Origin of the sequence: Alkalicoccobacillus porphyridii (assembly GCF_007293315.1) — a bacterium.
GTDB lineage: Bacteria > Bacillota > Bacilli > Bacillales > Bacillaceae_D > Alkalicoccobacillus > Alkalicoccobacillus porphyridii.
Map to the genome: position 1 here is coordinate 14,761 of NZ_VLXZ01000001.1, position 18,607 is coordinate 33,367.

General features: G+C 39.9%; 15 protein-coding genes. 1 reads left to right on the top strand and 14 read right to left on the bottom strand.

The genetic code is table 11. From position 1 onward, the window contains the following. Positions 1-2 precede the first annotated feature (2 nt). Entirely contained in the window at positions 3-611 is a 609-nt protein-coding gene (locus FN960_RS00080) for a succinate dehydrogenase cytochrome b558 subunit (protein ID WP_143846338.1), read from the bottom strand. A 380-nt stretch (positions 612-991) separates the two neighbouring features. Here FN960_RS00080 and FN960_RS00085 point away from each other — a divergent pair, with 380 nt between their 5' ends. Continuing rightward, a complete protein-coding gene (locus tag FN960_RS00085) occupies positions 992-1,405 on the top strand; it encodes a YslB family protein (RefSeq protein WP_143846339.1) in 414 nt (137 codons plus the stop codon). Between the two features lie 258 nt (positions 1,406-1,663). On the opposite strand, the gene uvrC is transcribed toward FN960_RS00085, so the two are convergent. The 13 genes from uvrC to pheT form a co-directional block, all read right to left on the bottom strand. Then, on the bottom strand, positions 1,664-3,445 hold the full coding sequence (gene uvrC, locus FN960_RS00090) for an excinuclease ABC subunit UvrC (RefSeq protein ID WP_143846340.1): 1,782 nt from the start codon (positions 3,443-3,445) through the stop codon (positions 1,664-1,666). A gap of 130 nt (positions 3,446-3,575) precedes the next feature. Continuing rightward, a complete protein-coding gene (gene trxA, locus FN960_RS00095) occupies positions 3,576-3,890 on the bottom strand; it encodes a thioredoxin (protein WP_143846341.1) in 315 nt (104 codons plus the stop codon). A 368-nt stretch (positions 3,891-4,258) separates the two neighbouring features. Next, positions 4,259-5,050, bottom strand: coding sequence for an amino acid ABC transporter ATP-binding protein (locus FN960_RS00100; protein ID WP_143846342.1), 792 nt, complete (start codon positions 5,048-5,050; stop codon positions 4,259-4,261). 18 nt (positions 5,051-5,068) lie between these two features. Next, positions 5,069-6,277: an amino acid ABC transporter permease gene (locus FN960_RS00105; RefSeq protein ID WP_143846343.1), complete on the bottom strand. Its 1,209-nt coding sequence runs from the start codon at positions 6,275-6,277 to the stop codon at positions 5,069-5,071. 6 nt (positions 6,278-6,283) lie between these two features. Continuing rightward, on the bottom strand, positions 6,284-7,456 hold the full coding sequence (locus FN960_RS00110) for an amino acid ABC transporter permease (RefSeq protein ID WP_143846344.1): 1,173 nt from the start codon (positions 7,454-7,456) through the stop codon (positions 6,284-6,286). A 112-nt stretch (positions 7,457-7,568) separates the two neighbouring features. Next, complete coding sequence (locus tag FN960_RS00115; RefSeq protein WP_143846345.1) at positions 7,569-8,642, bottom strand: amino acid ABC transporter substrate-binding protein; 1,074 nt, start codon at positions 8,640-8,642, stop codon at positions 7,569-7,571. An 826-nt stretch (positions 8,643-9,468) separates the two neighbouring features. Continuing rightward, the gene (locus FN960_RS00120; RefSeq protein ID WP_143846346.1) at positions 9,469-9,927 is read right to left on the bottom strand and encodes a GNAT family N-acetyltransferase; all 459 of its coding nucleotides are present in this window, start codon (positions 9,925-9,927) and stop codon (positions 9,469-9,471) included. A 222-nt stretch (positions 9,928-10,149) separates the two neighbouring features. Continuing rightward, positions 10,150-10,566, bottom strand: a complete 417-nt coding sequence (locus tag FN960_RS00125) for a DUF350 domain-containing protein (protein ID WP_143846347.1) — start codon at positions 10,564-10,566, stop codon at positions 10,150-10,152. A 13-nt stretch (positions 10,567-10,579) separates the two neighbouring features. Next, positions 10,580-12,937, bottom strand: coding sequence for an endonuclease MutS2 (locus FN960_RS00130; protein ID WP_143846348.1), 2,358 nt, complete (start codon positions 12,935-12,937; stop codon positions 10,580-10,582). Between the two features lie 17 nt (positions 12,938-12,954). After that, on the bottom strand, positions 12,955-14,682 hold the full coding sequence (gene polX, locus FN960_RS00135) for a DNA polymerase/3'-5' exonuclease PolX (RefSeq protein WP_143846349.1): 1,728 nt from the start codon (positions 14,680-14,682) through the stop codon (positions 12,955-12,957). Positions 14,683-14,755: 73 nt separating this feature from the next. Continuing rightward, positions 14,756-15,301 (bottom strand): CvpA family protein, encoded by a 546-nt coding sequence (locus tag FN960_RS00140; RefSeq protein WP_143846350.1) that lies wholly within the window; start codon positions 15,299-15,301, stop codon positions 14,756-14,758. A 37-nt stretch (positions 15,302-15,338) separates the two neighbouring features. After that, complete coding sequence (zapA, locus tag FN960_RS00145; RefSeq protein WP_185970841.1) at positions 15,339-15,584, bottom strand: cell division protein ZapA; 246 nt, start codon at positions 15,582-15,584, stop codon at positions 15,339-15,341. A 598-nt stretch (positions 15,585-16,182) separates the two neighbouring features. After that, the gene (pheT, locus tag FN960_RS00150; RefSeq protein ID WP_143846352.1) at positions 16,183-18,603 is read right to left on the bottom strand and encodes a phenylalanine--tRNA ligase subunit beta; all 2,421 of its coding nucleotides are present in this window, start codon (positions 18,601-18,603) and stop codon (positions 16,183-16,185) included. Positions 18,604-18,607: the final 4 nt, after the last annotated feature.

Consider the following 18,607-nt stretch of genomic DNA (forward strand, 5'->3'; position numbering starts at 1 on the left):
GTCTAAATAAATGCAAAGATTGCACGTAGTCCAATCACTGTCATCACAATAAAGATACCTAGTGTGACATAGGTAGAAATTTGTTGCGAACGAGGTGTGACTGTGATTCCCCATGAAACGGCAAATGACCATAAGCCATTAGCAAAGTGGAAGGTCGCAGCAACAACACCCAGAATATAGAAAGCAACCATAAACGGATTGCTAAAAATGTCTGCCATCATATCAAAGTTTACATCTGCCCCACGAGCAGCTGCAACTCTAGTCTCCCAAACATGCCAAGAAATAAAGATAACTAGGATAATACCTGTTACACGTTGTAATCTGAACATCCAGTTTCTAAAATAACTATATTGTAATGTGTTATTTCTAGCTTGAAATGCTATAAAAACACCATATATGGCGTGATAAAGCAATGGGATAAAGATAATAAATATTTCTAGAGCGTATCGGAAAGGAAGACTTTCCATAAAGTGTGCGGCTGAGTTAAATGCCTCAGGTCCACGGGTTGCGAAGTGATTAACAACAAAGTGTTGAATTAAAAAGATTCCAATTGGTATGACGCCAAGTAACGAATGTAGTCTTCGAAGCACATATTCACGATTTTCAGGCATACTAGTTCCCCCCACAAAAAATTTAACCAAAATCAGCGTATCCTCTCATTTCTCTTTATCTTATATACAAATCCTCCTGTCAATTTTGGTTCCGTATTCAACGTTACATAAGTAATAAAATCCGACAAATTAATTGTACCCCCATCGGATAATGGCGTCAAGAAACCGTATACAAATTAACAAGGCAATTAACTCCAAAAAAAGGCGATTAGACGCAATAAATTTCGTTCCACTATAAACTTTTTAACAATCGATCTATGAACTCGCCCCCTAAAATGATACCTTGTATTTGTCACAGAAATGAACAAAAAATCAGACTACCGACTCTAGAATTTTTAGAGAAGTCCTTTATACTTATGGCAAGAGAGGTGTTACGAGGTATGGAATCTAATCCTAAGTGGGAAGACCCCCTTTTTGGTTATCATTTAATTCGAAATGACGTATTATCAGAGCTTTTGGGCGCAGAAAAAGAATCACTCCTTTACTGGCTTGGGAAATCTGTTGCCAGAACTCACCCCGTAGAATCAGTAGAAGAGTTAAGCCTTTTCTTCGACAAAGCGCACTGGGGTGCACTTGAGCTAATAAAAGAAAAACCCTATGAACGTACATTTGAACTTACAGGCTCTTGGATGGACAAACACGACCAACGCAGCTATTATTTGGAAGCTGGATTCATCGCTCAACAAATTGAAGCATGGACACAATCCATATCAGTTGCTGTCATCACAGAAAAAAAACAAGCCATGCAAATACATGTAACGATTGATCGGCATGATCCTGTAGATGAAACATAATATTTCATAAGGTAAAAGCTTTTGGCCCCCCTGTTCAATAAAATTTTGCCGCGCAATATCCTATAAACGAGACTGGACACAAGTGTTTTGACTACAAGAAGAGCTGAACCATTGCGTTGACTTAACACACAATGGTTCAGCTCTTCTATGTTTTAATGGGAGAGTTTGCAGGGGCCGAGGAACGCAAGTGTTTCTCCATTCCTAAAGCAACTGAATATATTTGGTTTTCGAACATTAGCTTCATTAACGCTCCATTACCTATCCTTTGGCTTCTTCTGCCAACTTTTCAACAATCGCCTGCGCTACAGATTGCGGCATTCCTTGGGTTATAAAATCTTCAATGGAGGCTTCCTTCATCTTTTTAACAGAACCAAAATGCTTTAATAGCTTCTGTTTTCGTTTCGCTCCAACCCCAGGAATATCATCGAGTACAGATTGAAAGAATGTTTTTGAGCGAACAGTTCGATGAAAGGTAATAGCAAATCGGTGTACCTCATCTTGAATGCGTTGCAGTAAATAGAATTCCTGGCTATCTCTTTCTAGCGGAATCACAACTGGGGGAGAACCCTTTAACAATTGTGACGTACGATGCTTTTCGTCCTTCGCTAGCCCACATACAGGAATAGTTAAGCCAAGTTCATCCTCCAAAACTTCCTGCGCAGCAGCAATTTGACCTTTTCCTCCATCTATAACTATTAAGTCTGGCATCGGTAAATTTTCTTTTAATAACCGCACATACCTTCTCCGTACAACCTCACGCATAGACCCGTAATCATCAGGCCCTTCAACTGTTTTGATCTTATATTTGCGATAATCCTTCCTGCTTGGCTTCCCATCAAGAAACGTAATCATGGTTGAAACAGGATCCGTTCCTTGAGTGTTTGAATTATCAAAGGCTTCAATTCGGTAAGGTGTGGAGATGCCCATCTTTTCACCTAAACGCTCAATAGCATGAATGGTACGATTTTCATCACGTTCAATTAATGAAAATTTTTCTTTTAATGCAACTCGAGCGTTCTCTGCCGCTAGATCTAATAGTTCTTTTTTTCGTCCTCGCTTTGGTTGCATAGCTTTTACTTGAAGCAGCTCACTAAGGAGCTCCGCATCCGCTTCCTCGGGCACTAGAACCTCTGCAGGCTTGATATGCTGCTTTTGCAAATAAAACTGGCCAATAAACGTCATTAAATCTTCTGCTGCTTCTTTATAAAAAGGAAAAAGAGAGACATCTCGCTCAATTAGCTTACCTTGGCGAACAAAAAATACCTGGACGCACATCCACCCTTTATCATATGCAAAAGCAAACACATCACGATCTACCATATCGTTAATCGTCATCTTTTGCTTTTCTACAATGGCCTCCATATGAGCAAGCGTGTCACGAATTTCCTTTGCTCGTTCAAAGTCCAACTCCTCAGAGGCCTTCAGCATTCTTTGTGTAAGTGTCTCTTTTACATCAGAATGTCCATTCTTTAGAAATCGAGAAATACCTTGAATCATTTCTTGGTTCTGCTCATCCGTTACCTCATACACACAGGGAGCGAGGCATTGACCAATATGATAATACAAACATACCGAATCCGGCATATTACGACATTTACGTAACGGATATATACGATCAAGCAGCTTCTTCGTCTCGTTAGCCGCTCCAGCGTTTGGATATGGTCCGAAATACTTGCCTCCATCCTTTTTCAGCTGACGTGTAATCAATAATCTTGGATGTGTTTCGTTCGTGATTTTTAGATAAGGATATGATTTATCATCCTTTAACATGACATTATATTTTGGGTCATGCTTTTTAATGAGGTTCATTTCTAAAATAAGTGCCTCAATATTAGAGCTTGTTACAATATATTCGAAATCTTTTATTTCACTGACAAGCCGCTGTGTTTTAGCATCATGTGAACCACTAAAATAAGAGCGTACTCGGTTCCTTAATACCTTGGCTTTCCCCACATATATAATGGTTCCTTGCCTATCCTTCATCAGATAACAGCCAGGTTGATTAGGAAGGATTGTCAGCTTCTCTTTTAGCTGGCTCATAGTCTCTCCCCTTTATTTATCATTCTTCTCTTAACATCATGCCTCTTTTTTTCTATGAAGACAAGTCACGGCATGCCAAAAAAACCGCTCTCTACGTATAGAAAGCGGGTCAGATCTTGAATTGTACTTATTACAGATGCTTGTTAAGCAGTTCTGCAAGAGCTTCTTTCGGTTGGAAACCAACCACTTGATCTACTACTTCACCGTCTTTGAAGACAAGAAGTGTAGGAATGCTCATTACACTGTATTTCCCTGCTGTTTCTTGATTCTCATCAACATCCAGCTTTGCGATTTTAACCTTATCTCCCATTTCTGAGTCAAGCTCTTCTAGAACCGGTGCAATCATCTTACAAGGTCCACACCAAGGTGCCCAGAAATCAGCAAGTACAACGCCTTCGCTTGTTTCAGAAGAAAACGTTTGATCTGTTACATTCACAATTGCCATGATAAAATCCTCCTTTAAATCCATTAACTTCACTACAAAATTTATTATAGCACTCGAAAATGCAGGATGCGAATTTATTGCTTAGAAAAACAGAGTATCAGAAATAAACATGGATTGGCTCTTCGACTCCGCTACATGTATGGGGGCACGCACCCGCGGGCGGGCGTTGAACTAAACTGGCATAGCCAATTCATTTCAACCCTGCCCGTACATCCCTTCAGAGTCGGCCTCCCATACATTCCGCTATTTAGTAGGTAAAATAAATGGCTAGAGTTATCTCTAACTAAAACAAAAATTTTACAAAACGCCTCTGGGGATCCATTCCAAGAGGCGTTTTGTCGGATATACTAACATAGTCATTTTTAATACTACAAAATTTTCGATAGGAAGGTTTTTGTTCTTTCGTGTTTAGGGTTATCAAAGAGTTCGGTTGGTGTACCCATTTCAACGAGCTCTCCTTGGTCGAACAGGATGATGCGGTCGGCTACTTCACGAGCGAAGCTCATTTCGTGTGTTACTACCAGCATTGTCATGCCTGTGTCGCAAAGCTCTTTCATAACATCCAGAACCTCTTTAACCATCTCTGGATCAAGTGCTGAGGTCGGTTCATCAAATAACATGATCTTAGGTCTCATCGCCAAAGCTCTTGCTATGGCAACCCTTTGTTGCTGACCTCCTGATAGCTGTCCAGGGTATTTATGTGCCTGCTCAGGGATACCAACACGCTCTAACAATTCAAGAGCGACTTGTTCCGCCTTCGCTTTTGGCCATTTTTTGACCCAGATTGGCGACAAGGTAATATTCTTTAAAATAGTTAGGTGAGGAAAGAGGTTAAAGGATTGGAACACCATGCCTGTTTCCTTACGAATGGCATCAATGTTCGCATTATCCTCTGATAATGCAATCCCATCCACTGTGATATGGCCTTTTTGAATCTTCTCTAATGCATTAATGGTACGGATAAAGGTTGATTTCCCTGACCCAGATGGTCCAAGAATACACACAATTTCCCCTTGCTTAATGGAAACATCTACATCCTTTAATACATGTAATTCATTGCTATACCATTTATTAACTCCTTCACAGACAATGATGTCCTCTCTATCTGCTAAAGGAATACTTGGGTCAAACTCTACTAATACTTCTGTTTCTTTACTCATTTTAGAATATCTCCCCTCTTAATGGTGACCAACGCTTAGTGATCTCTCTAGTTTGCGACTTGTGACCGACATAGTGAAACAAATGACCCAGAAAAGTAAGGCTACAAATACAAAGACTTCTTTTTGTGTTCCTAGAAATTCCGGATTTGAAATAACGGTTCGTCCAATACCTAATACATCCAATAACCCAACAGTAGCAACTAATGTTGTATCTTTTAGAATTGAGATCGATTGACCAACCATTGAAGGTATTGTTACTCGTAATGCTTGCGGTAAAACGATAAATGTTGTTGTTTTTAATGTACTTAATCCTAATGCATGCGATGCTTCAATCTGGCTATTTGGAACAGCCTGCAGCCCACCACGAACATTTTCTGCAATATAGGCCGAATTAAAAATAACAAGACCTACCATTGCACGTACTACATTATCAACTGTCACTCCACCTGGTAAAAATAGCGGCACCATAATTTGTGCCATAAATAATATGGTAATGAGCGGAACACCACGTATAATTTCAATGTAAACTACGCTTATTAACCGAATAATAGGTAATTTACTTGTACGACCCAGGGCGAATAACACACCGATTGGGAAGGAGAACACAATGGCTATGACTGCTAGCATCATTGTGAGCATTAAGCCGCCCCACGTATTTGTACGGACTTCTGGAAGGATTCCAAAGCCTTGAATAAAAAATAAGACTAAAACAAAGCAAAGAATCCAAGCAAAGCCTGCATACTTCTTTAAGATTGGTACAAAAGAACCTATACCAAATCCTGCACCCAAGCTTAATATAGCTCCAGCAAGCCAAAACCGGGATGAACCCGAAATAAAAGGTAATGCTATAGCCACGATATAAACTGCAGCAATACTAAAAAACATAATATTTGAGATTCCTCTTCTAGCACCATAAGTTATCCCAATAAATAAACTAATTAAAAGTAAAGATACCCAAACTCTCCATAATTGCTCTAAAGGATACTGACCAACCATAAAAAGTTTAAAGTTTGCAGAAATAACTTCCCATCTAGCAGTAAAAAAAGTCCAGCCTAGTATATTTGTTAGTAACAAAACAGCAGCAGTTAAGAGCACAATCGTTAAGATTGAGCTAAACCAAGAGTAAAATAGGTTCTTCTTTAACCAAGCTCCAGGACCAATCCTTACTTCAGCAGGCATAGGATTTGAAACCTTATCATCTATTTTTTGTAGCTTTTCAAGATCCATGTCTCCTCACCTCTCTACCAAAGCGGTGTATTTATTGTAAATATTCATAATCAATGATGTCACCAAACTAATGGTTAGATAAGCCAATAGCATGATCGTTATAACCTCAATCGCTCTACCCGTTTGATTTAACGTTGTACTCCCGACACTAAATAAATCAGGATATCCGACGGCAACGGCTAAACTAGAGTTTTTGGCTAACCCAAGATACTGACTTGTAACAGGCGGAATAATGGTCCGAATTGCTTGTGGAAATGTAACAAATCTTAGAATCTTTGATGAACTAAGGCCAAGAGCCTCAGCCGCTTCAATTTGACCTTTTGATACAGCCAATATACCGCCTCGAACAATCTCAGCAATGTACGTGGCTGTATACATAACAAGAGCAAACAAAATGGCTGCAAATTCTGGAGAAAAGCGGTATCCACCAGAGGTACCTGTACCCGTGTGTTCAGGAATACTTAATGAGGCAGGAAATTCCCTGAAAATAAGATAGCCCGCTCCAATTACTATGGCAATGACACCCAAAAACCAAGCACTAGGATATAGCTTGACCCCTCTTTCAATTTGCTGTTTATTTTTCCATTTAAATACGAGGAACGCTCCGATTACAGCAACAAGTAAGAGACCTAACCAAATGTAAAAGGAGGAATTTGTATCAAACCACGGAAAAACAAACCCTCGATTACTAATAATAAATCCATAATTTGCATTAACGTCCTGAATGCGCGGCATCGCAAGCATAACCGCAAAATACCAGAAGAAGATTTGTACTAATACGGGCGTATTACGAAAAATTTCTATATACCATGTAGATATAGTTCTAAGCAACCAGTTGCTAGATAATCTTGACACACCCACAATGACTCCTACGATCGTGGTCAGGACAATACCAACAATGGACACCTTTAACGTATTAAGAAAACCAACATACAAAGCCTTTAAAAAAGTATCTGATGAAGCAAAAGGAATGACGGTTTCTCCAATTGGAAAGGAAGCACGATTGCTTAGAAAGTTAAAGCTTAAACCCAAGCCAGCTCGGTTTAATCCTGCAATCGCATTCGTAGCAAGATAATAGATTACTCCGATAATTACACCTAAAAAAAGAACTTGCCAAATAATATTTATATATTTTTGATTTCGCCAAAATGGTGGGCGGTTTGTAGAAGGCTGAGCCAATCCTTTTCATCCTCTCTGTTCTCTTTCATCTACATCCATTACTCTCATTAGTAGAAAAGCCTGCCTCTCTACTAAAAAACGAAGCAGGCTCTTTCTATAAGATTTCCTATCTTTATCTAAATGGCGGAGAGTACATTAAGCCTCCATCAGTATAAAGGGCGTTTAATCCACGATCTAAGTTAAATGGACTATCGGCACCTAAATTGCGATCATAGATTTCTGCATAGTTTCCTACTTGTTTTATAATTTGGTAAGCAAAATCATTTTCAAGCCCAAGCTGCTCCCCTAAGTTCTCCTCTACACCAAGGAAACGAGCGATGTCTGGATCTTCTGTATCTAAGAAGTCATCCACATTCTCTGAAGTAATTCCAAACTCCTCTGCTTGAATCGTTGCGTTTGTAGCCCAGTACATAACTTCATAGAATTGATCATCTCCATCAAGTACAGCTGGTCCAAGTGGCTCCTTGGAAAGAACTTCATTTAAAATGACATGCCCGTCCGGATCTTGCAAAGTATCCATGCGAGAAACTAGTGCTGATTGATCCGTTGTCCATGCATCAATCGTGCCAGACTCATAAGCAGCAATTAAGCTATCTTGATCTGCAAATGTAACTGTCTCAAAATCTATACCACGTTTACTCATTTGATCTGCTAGATTTAATTCAGTTGTTGTTCCTTGCTCAACGCCGATACGAGCTCCCTCTAAATCTTCCAGCGTTTCAATTCCACTATCTGAAGGTGCCATCATTCCTTGTCCGTCATAGAAAGTTGTTGGACCAAAATTTAAGCCTATCTCAGCATCACGATTTAGTGTCCATGTTGTGTTTCGGACAAGAATATCTACTTCACCAGTCTGAAGTGCTGTGAAACGTTCTTGAGCAGATAATGGTCGGAATTCAATTGCTTCTGCATCCCCTAAAATAGCGGCAGCCATAACTTTACCAAACTCAATATCAAAGCCTACATACGCTCCATCCGAACCCACATATCCAAATCCAGGAAGTTGGTCATTTGCCCCTAAAACAAGCTCTCCTCGATCTTGAATCGCAGATATAGCATCTCCTGAACTGTTTGTATTACCTTGTGCCTCGTTGCCGTCAGCAGGCGCGTCAGTCTCGTCCGAACATGCAACAAGTAAAGCAGCAAAACTAGATAATAATAAAGCATTAACGAATAATTTTTTCATTATTAAAATGTCCCCCTAGTCTCAATTGTGTTTAACACTATGTTTATTTATATACTAGAAAAATTATGACTGCACTGAATATGTCAAATAATCTGACAATGATTTTTAGAAAAAAATAGATTTTCCCCATATTTATTCATAATACGCCTTAAGATTTCCAAATTCTCCTTGCCTTAAATTTGAATCTAAGCGGAGTGACGTTCGATACATCTCTGATCATATTAAAGAATTATTTTCAGGCACTTGGTAATGACTTTTGATTCGTGAGAAGTTGATTGATTATCTTAATAATCAGGGGTGTAAATGATTGCTCATCCTCTTTGTTATGCTTACTGTTAGATAGTATGACACCTAGCCTGAGTTTACTTACTAGTAACTTAAACTGTGAGAGACTTAGCCATTTCTATCGCGCGTTCATATCTGTCAAATGCCTTTAAGCTCCTCATAGAAAAATCTAGCAAACTTAAATTTCAAAATGTGCTCTATTATTCAGTGCACGAGCCAACCTTCTTGGTATATGTACTTATGTTCTAATGCAGATTCACCATTTCTCACTTTAATATGAGCCTATTTAGATAATAAAGTAAACACTAAACTTGATCCCAAAACAGTATCACCAGATAAGAAAGCGCAATCATTTTTAAGTTTTGAAAAAAAACCCTCCTTTGTATTTTGTTAATACATAATGATATAGATTTTTACTATCTAAAACAAGTAAAATCACAAAAAATAAAAAATATTTTATTTATTCGTAAAATAATTGATAGAATTTTCCGTTGCTATTGCTGATGGGACTCATTTCTTAAACCAAGTTTTAAGATATTTTTTATAATTTTTTTATCAATACTAAACATGGATTTCGTTCGTCCCATAAGTATGGAAACACCTCTAATTTTTTATAACCACACTTTTTATAAAAATGATTAGTAATATCGTATTCTGCATAATATCCTTCATCTACTGTTTTCACCTGTATGTAAGAATAAATATTTTTAGCGTATTCTTCCAATTCCATCATGAGCCTATTACCCACACCACTCCTGTGATAGACTTTTTTAACTCCCAAGCAATGAACATTAGCGCAATCTTGACTGGAATTTGTCAAAGTAACAAACCCTACTATTTCTAATCCATCTAATGCAACCCAAAAATCAAATGCTCTTGAATCTTTTATGTATTCAGCCGTTGAATCTGGATGCCCAAACCATTCTGGCAAATCATATAATACTTCTTTTGCATATTTAGCTTTTAACTCTTTATCATATACTTTCTCGATTAGAATCACGATTTCATCTCCGTTTCTTTGACTTTATTTACATAAATACTAAAAAAACAGGGGCTCCGTACCCTCCCCTGTTTATACTTGATAGAATACAGTACCCTCTACTTACAACGCACCAAAATCTATCTTTAATACACCATCAAAAATATAACTCCGGCGAGAAAAAGTACACCACAAGCTACATATAACACCTTTGCCAGTTTTTCCACTTCGTTCCCCTCCGGTTTATCTTGTTATAATTCCTGCCCCTATTACGTAGGAGAGACCAACGGAGATAATCATTGAGATCAGACCTACCGCTCGATTATCTCGTCTAATTTCTTCATCTACTTTAAATGAAGGCGTTAAGAATTCAAAGATAAAATAGCTGATGAGTAAGAGAGCAAAACCAATAGCGCCCCAGAGTAGCATCATAAGTAATGAATCTGAGTGCTGGATAGAATGCCTAAAAATATTTGCTACCCCAAAAATCTTGCCGCTGGTTGCCATCGCCACAGCGATATTTCCTTTTTTTATTTCTTCCCAATTCCGATAGGAGGTCACTGTTTCAAAAATAGCTAAGAACACAACTAGAGCTAATATACTGACACTGTAAAAAGCGAGTGTCCGGACATATTCGTTTTCAATGATCCATTGTTCCATATACTCGCCTCTCTTATTTTAATTCAACGACCGTATTGCCAAGGCCGCCTTCTTTCATATCCGCGTCTCTCGCAGCTTTGACACGTGGATGTCTATCAACCAACTGTTTGACTCCTTTTCGTAAGGCCCCAGTCCCTTTCCCATGGATAATAGAGACCTGGTGGTAGCCAGCCAGCAGAGCATCATCTATATACTTCTCCACCCGCCTCATCGCATCCTCATATCGTTCACCACGTAGATCTAGTTCTGGTTTCACATGGAATCCATTCCCTCGTAAAGTTGCCATCGGTCTAGTTTCAATTGGTTTTGCTTTTTCCGTCACTTGTAAATCCTTAAGATCTACCTTCATTTTCATTATTCCTATTTGTACTTGATATTCATCGTTTCCTAAATCTTCAAGAATGGTCCCCTTCTGGCCGAAGCTTAGAACTTTCACTTCATCACCGGAGATTGGTTTCCGGTTTGCTTTCTGTAGCTTTTTCACTCTTTTTTGTCCGCTCGTTAACTTCGGAGCTGCTTCATCAAGATGCTTTTTAGCGTCGATGATTTGATGCTCTTTGACAGATAGGCCTTGCTTCTGTAACTCGCGAAGCTCAGCAATAATTACTTCTGCTTCTTCTGTAGCATCCTGTACCGCCTTAGCAGCGCGCTCCTCTGCTTCCTTCAGGATATCCTGCTTCTGCTCTTCAAGCTCTGCTAACTTCTCTTCAAGCTGAGCATGCAGGGATGCAGAGTCCTTGCGAAGCTGAGTCGCTTCATCTGATTCTTTTTGTGCAAGCTTCTGGTTCTCTTCAAGTGAAGCTATGACCGTCTCCATTTGTGTGGCATCTAAATCCAATTGTTCTTTTGCCTGTTCAATGATCTCTTCACTTAACCCTAATCGTCTCGAGATGGCAAAAGCATTACTGCGCCCAGGAATACCAATTAACAATCGGTACGTAGGACGAAGTGTTTCCACATCAAATTCGACACTGGCATTTACAGCTCCGTCTCGATTATAGGCATAACCTTTTAACTCGCTATAATGGGTTGTTGCCATGACACAGGCACCGCGGCGATAGATGGTATCTAAAATAGATATCGCTAAGGCTGCACCCTCTGTTGGATCTGTTCCAGCGCCCAATTCGTCAATTAACACAAGGCTATCTGACCTCATCTGGTCCAGAATACGTACAATATTCGTCATATGAGAGGAGAAGGTACTTAGACTTTGTTCAATTGATTGTTCGTCCCCAATATCAGCGAAGATAGATGAATAAACAGCCATTTCTGAGCCGTGTTCAGCAGGAATCTGTATTCCAGATTGAGCCATAAGTGTGATTAGACCTACCGTTTTTAACGTAACAGTTTTCCCCCCAGTATTGGGTCCTGTAATGATTAATGAGCGGTAATCCCCACCCAGCTTCATTGATATAGGTACTACTGTTTCCTGGTCTAAAAGTGGATGTCTCGCATCCTTAAGATTGATATATCCATTCGCATTTAATTGAGGTTTCGAAGCTTTCATTTTTTTGGCGTAGTGTGCCTTCGTAAAAATAAAATCTAATACAGCCAACACATCAAGATTTACTAGAATGACCTCGGCTTGCTCAGACACTTGAGCTGATAGTCTGGCAAGGATACGCTCAACTTCTTGAGCTTCCTTCATCTTTGCTTCTCTTAACTGGTTGTTTAGAACAACTACCGCCTGGGGCTCAATAAATAATGTGGCACCAGATGCTGATTGGTCGTGCACAATCCCTCCAAAAGAACCTCTATATTCTTGCTTTACAGGTACAACATACCGTTCATTACGAATCGTAATAATCGCATCTGAGAGTAGCTTTTGAGTGTTTTGAGATTTGATAAGTGATTCAAGCTTTGATCGTACATTGGATTCAAAGCTTCTTACCTGGTGACGAATCGTGCGTAGTTCAGGACTTGCTGAATCCATCACGTGACCATAATCATCAATACATTGATTTATGCTACGTTCTAATTCACGTAAAGGCTCTATCTGTGTTGCATATTCACTAAGAAGCGGGATAGGCGTTTGGTCTTCCTCTTCTACGTCTTCAATAAAACCTTTGATCTGCCTTCCACCATATAAAGTCGAGCTAATATTCATAAGCTCTTGTGCACTTAAAGACCCACCAATTTGTGCCCTTTTTGCTTCTGTCTTCACATCTGTTATTCCACCAAGAGGAATATGCCCTTTCAGCCTTAGAACTTCAGCACCCTCCGCTGTTTCTAGCTGCCAGCGCTCGACCTCTTCAACATCTGTCGACGGAACTAATGCCTGAATCTTTTCTCTACCTAAAGATGATGCGACATGCTCAAGAAGCTGTTTCTTCATTTTTTCATATTCTAAAACACGCAATACATGTTCCATAGCTCGACTCCCCTCATTCATTTAAAGCGTTTTGATTTTTCTAATTTGAGATAAGTAATTAACCTCTCTTTTGACCACGTATTCATAATCGAATCTATGGGAATGCCTGCTTTTCTAGCTATGCCTACACCGTACTGAATATACGCTAACCGGTCCTTATGATGTGCATCTGTATTAATTGCAATGGGTACTCCTGATTCAACCGCAAGCTTGATCCATTCGGCCTTAAGGTCTAATCTTTGTGGACTGGCATTTAATTCTAACGCCGTCCCACTTTCCGCTGCCCATTTAATCAGCTGCTTTACATTAACAGCGTAGCCTTCTCTCCTACCAATTAATCGACCTGTTGGGTGAGCGATCAGATCAACATGGGGATTAAACAAGGCTGATTTCAAGCGACTCATAATAACTTCTTCCTTCTGTTGAAAAGAAGAATGGATCGAGGCGATCACAAAATCAATATCCTTCAACATTTCATCGGGGTAGTCCAATTGTCCGTCAGGTAGAATATCCATTTCCACACCGGTTAAAAGATGAATATCCAAGCTGTTATTTAGCTCTTTTATTTGTTGGTGCTGTTCTTTTAGCCTTTCTTCCGTTAACCCATTTGCTACTTTTAAATACTGCGAATGATCGGTGATTGCAATATGAGTGTATCCTTTTTCGGCTGCTGCATGAGCCATTTCTTGAATGGAATGAGCGCCATCACTCCAAACCGTATGCATGTGAAGGTCTGACTGAATATCAGCTACAGAGGGATACGGTTTCTGATCTTTGATGGCTACAAGCTCATCTTTACCCAATCGTGCCTCAGGTGGAACATACGCCAAGTCAAAATGATGATAGAAATCTTCTTCCGTTTCAAAAACCTTGGTTTCTCCATTTTCTTTATTAAAAACACCATACTCACTTACCTGTTCTCCACGTTCTTTCGCTAGCTGTCTGAGCTTTACATTATGCTCCTTAGAGCCAGTAAAATGGAGAAGAGCTGAAGCAAACTCCCCATTTGTAACTAATCTAAAGTCAACTCCAACAACAAGATCCTCAATTCCAAGTTCTATAGAAACCTTCGTATCGCCCGCTCCTATAACCTGAGCAATCCCATCAAGCTGGAGTAGTTGATCTTTAATTTGTTCTGGATGTTCGGTTGCAATGATCCAATCAATATCCTTAACCGTTTCCTCCACTCTACGTAAGCTACCGGCTAATTCGAATTGTATGATTCCAGACATCTTTTTTAATTGCTCATAGATATAGTCTGCTGCCTTACTGGCTACAGCAATACTGATTCGTTCCGGTCGAGTATTAAATGCTTCAATAGCGGCAAGTATTTTTTCCTCTGACTTCACGCCAAAGCCTGGCATGTCTTGAATCTTATGATCTACACATGCTTGTCTTAGTGTCGCTATATCCGTAATGCCTAGCTCTTGATAGAGCTTACCTACCTTTTTCCCACCTAGTGTTGGTAATTTTAGAAGAGGCAAAAGCCCATCTGGTAGTGAGGCTGCTAGCTCATCATGCAAAGTGGACCTACCAGTTGCTTTGAGTTCTTCAATTACTGAAGCTGTTCCTTTTCCAATGCCGTCTAGCTTTACAGCTTCATCTATTTCATCTAATGTTTCCGGTACGGTCTCAAGTGCTCTGGCAGCTTTTTTGTAAGCAGATACCTTAAAGGTGTTCTCACCTTTTATTTCCATATAGGTGGCAATAGCTTCAAGTGTTTGTATAACTGTTTTTTTATCCATATGAAGGCTCCTTCTCTAACGTTAGACCTTACTACAGGTAAAAAAAGGCAGGCTCAAATGAGCCAGCCTTTTTCTAAAGATCCTGACTGATCCATAGGTCTTTGATCCAATCAGATAAAAATGGTGTATGGTTCATCATGAACTGGGCTACAAGTGATCCTTGCATGAGTTCCTGAATGGTTTGAATCTGCAAAACAGCTGCCACAAACAACAGCACAAAAATAATAAGATAGGTTTCGAGCACACATAGTATGCCACCTAGTAGTTTATTAACGGTTCTTAAAATCGGGAGGTGCGCCACAAAATCAAGCATGGTACCTACGATATGAAGAATGATACGAGTTGCAAAAAATAACAAGGCAAAAGCAATGGCACTATAATATACATCTTCAGCATTAAATGCTTGAAACAGCATGCCACCAATTCCATCTCCGTCAAATTCAGGGTATGGAATAATTAATCTAAATTGAATATTGTCTGCAAGCGCCCCATGATATCTATAGGCCACGTACAGCGAAACAATAAATCCGGTTAAATGAATAAGCTGTAGGATAAATCCTCTTCTTCTGCCTATAAAAAAACTAAACAGAAGCATCAGCAATATAATTATACTTAACATGATACATATTCTCCTGTCTTGCTAGTTTTCGTCCACACTAGGAATCTTTATTTCGTTGTTCTGCTTCTGCTTTTTTATATTCACTAACAACATTTACTGCTGTAAGAACTGCTAATCTGGTGGTGTCTAGGTAAGGATTTCTGCGCTTTATTTCTCTCATCTGATCGTTAACTATTCTAGCAACTTCCTTTACATGAGCAGGGTCTTCTTGGCCAACGACGGTATACTGCTGCCCGTAGATAGAGACTGTTGTTCGATGCTTGTTGTTTTCTCGATTGTTCACCTGAAAAGCCTCCTCCATAAAAAAACCGCTCCTCATTAGTATAACTACCGGAGCCCACATGTTACTGTAGAAAAAAGCGTAAAATCCTGATTTATATCATAACATGAACAATCAATCTTTAAAACTAACAGATTTCCACAGAGAAAAGAGTCTGTGACAAAATTTGAACATATTATGGCTAGTTAAAATGATTCATGTGCTATATTAATAAAAATCCGAACACACATCAGATGTGAGTCCGGATCTTTTGATAATGGCCAAGTTCATGTGTAAATTACTCTGAGGTTTTGATGGTTAGAGAACGGATCATGATTCATTCTTCGCCCGTCGCTACCAAAATAGGGGGCACCTACCCGAGCTGAATGGCGCCGCTACAGGAGAACCCTAGCACCCGCAAGAACGGCCTCAGCCCTCGAAGTGGAAAACCACCCCTTCGATGTCGGTCTGCCTCGTTCTGTTCCGCAGGAGTCTACGGGTTCTCCTTCCGCTAGCTTTCTGACTTAAACAATTTATGAACGTTTACAGTCTTAGAAAGATCGTTTTTCAGTGGCCTCCTGTACATCTCATCATTATGTTTCACATTCACATTTCAAACATTCTATTGACGTAATGTAGCATTTGCTTTTGATTTTAATGCATCTAGGACCTGCTGATGAACCTCTTCTACATCTGTATCTCGTAGTGTTTTTTCTGGATCGAGATACGTTAATGAGAATGCGAGAGATTTTTTGCCTTCCTCTAGATGTTCTCCCTCATAATGGTCAAACAGCTCCACCTTTACAAGCAATGGCGCTCCTGAAGATGTAATAATCTGCTCAAGCTCACCTGCTGTTTGATCCTTATCTACAACTAACGCAATATCACGAACAATAGACGGGAAACGTGGAAGCGCCTGATATTGAACCATAACTGGTGCGTAAGTAAGCAAGGCTCCTAGGTCTACCTCCAACACATACGTTTCACGTAGATCTTGATTACGCTGGGTGGTCGGATGCAATTGGCCAAAATAGCCAACAGACTGTCCATTTAATGTCCATTCTGCCGTCCGCCCTGGATGCATATGTGGTCTTGCTGACTGATTAAATTCAACCACATCACTTAATCCAAGCTCTTGAACCAACCCTTCTACCAATCCCTTTATGACAAAGAAATCTACTTGTTTCTTTTCAGTCTGCCACTTACTCTCGTGCCATACTCCCGTAAGTGCAACTGAAAGATATTCCTTTTCTTCAGGCTGTGATGTCAATGGACTTTCATTAGAATGGAAAATGGATCCCATCTCATAAATAAAAACATTATGATTCTTCCGGTTCACATTATAAGCTAAGACATCATATAAGTGTGGAAGCAGACTTGTGCGCATCGTACTTCTTTCTTCGCTCATTGGCATAGATAACGTAATAAGCGATTGCTCGTCTTGTTTATATGCATTTGCTTTCTCTGGGCTCGTCAGCGAGTAGGTAATGACTTGATGAAGACCAGCCGCTTCCAAATAACGTGCAAGTCGACGTCTTTTTTCTTGATACGTTGATAGTGACCCTTGGGTTGTGGTCCCTATAGGCAACGTTGCAGGAATATTATCATACCCATAAATACGTGCGACCTCTTCATACAAATCCTCTTGAATCATTAGGTCAGGTCGTCGTAAAGGTGCCTCTACCACAAAACCTTCCTCAGACTGGCTATATGAGAACCCAAGGCGAGAGAACATTTCAGCAGTTTCTGATGCTAGAAGCTCCATGCCTAAGCGCTCATTCATTTTACTTAGAGAAAGTTCAATACGTATAGGCGTTAGCTCTCTAGCGTCTACGCATACTGTACCTTGAAGGACCTCACCTGAAGCGAACTCTTGAATAAGCTTAGCCGCTCTTCTTGCTGCATGTGGAGTGCGCTCTGCATTAATACCTTTTTCAAAACGCGTACTGGAATCACTTCGTAACGCATGCGCACGAGAGGACTGACGAATCAAAGATGAATTAAAGACTGCTGCTTCAAGCAACACAGTGCTTGTATTTTGATCAACCTCTGTGTCTTGCCCCCCCATTACTCCTGCTAAGGCAATTGGTTTCTGCCCATCTGTAATGACCAACTGTTCTGAGGAGAGCTTCCTTGTTTGGCCATCAAGTGTTATTAATTCTTCATCATCTTTCGCGCGTCGGACTAAAATGCTTTTTGATTCAAGTTTATCGTAATCAAAGGCATGTAGTGGCTGTCCATATTCGATTAAAACATAATTCGTAATATCCACTACATTGTTGATTGGGCGGATACCTGAAGCCATCAACCGGTTTTGAAGCCATTGCGGTGAAGGACCAACTTTTACATTTTTAATGACCATCGCTTCATAATAGCTAGCCTCTTCTGAGCTCTCTAACTCTACTGTTACCTTTTGCTCTGCTTGTTCATCAGCCTCTTGATAGCTTTCCTGTGGTAACTGTACTTCCTTACCATAAAGAGCTGCTACCTCATAAGCTGTGCCTAACATATTTAAGCAATCTGAGCGATTTGGTGTTAAATCAAGCTCTAGCACTTCATCCGTCAGATTTAGGACGTCAAGTGCATCTTTGCCTGGCTCTATTTGTTCAGGGAAAGCAAAAATTCCTTCCGCATATTCTTTTTGAATTAGAGCAGAATCTAAGCCAAGCTCCTGTAATGAGCAGATCATGCCTTGTGAAAGCTGACCTCTAAGCTTTGCTTTTTTAATTTTGATGTCACCTGGCAGACGCGCTCCTACTTTTGCAACAACAACGGTTTGACCTGCAGCTACATTGGCTGCCCCACAAACAATCTGAACTCGTTCCTCTTCACCAACATCCACTTGGCAAACCTTTAGCTTATCTGCATCTGGATGTGGTTCACAGGTATGAATATATCCTGTTACAATGTTTGAAACGCCTTTATTTAAGACGTGTACGAGATCAATCTCCACTCCGCCTCGGGTCATCTTTTCCGCGACATCTGTTGCTTTAATCCCATCAAGTTCCACATATTCCTTTAACCAATTATATGATACAAGCATTATT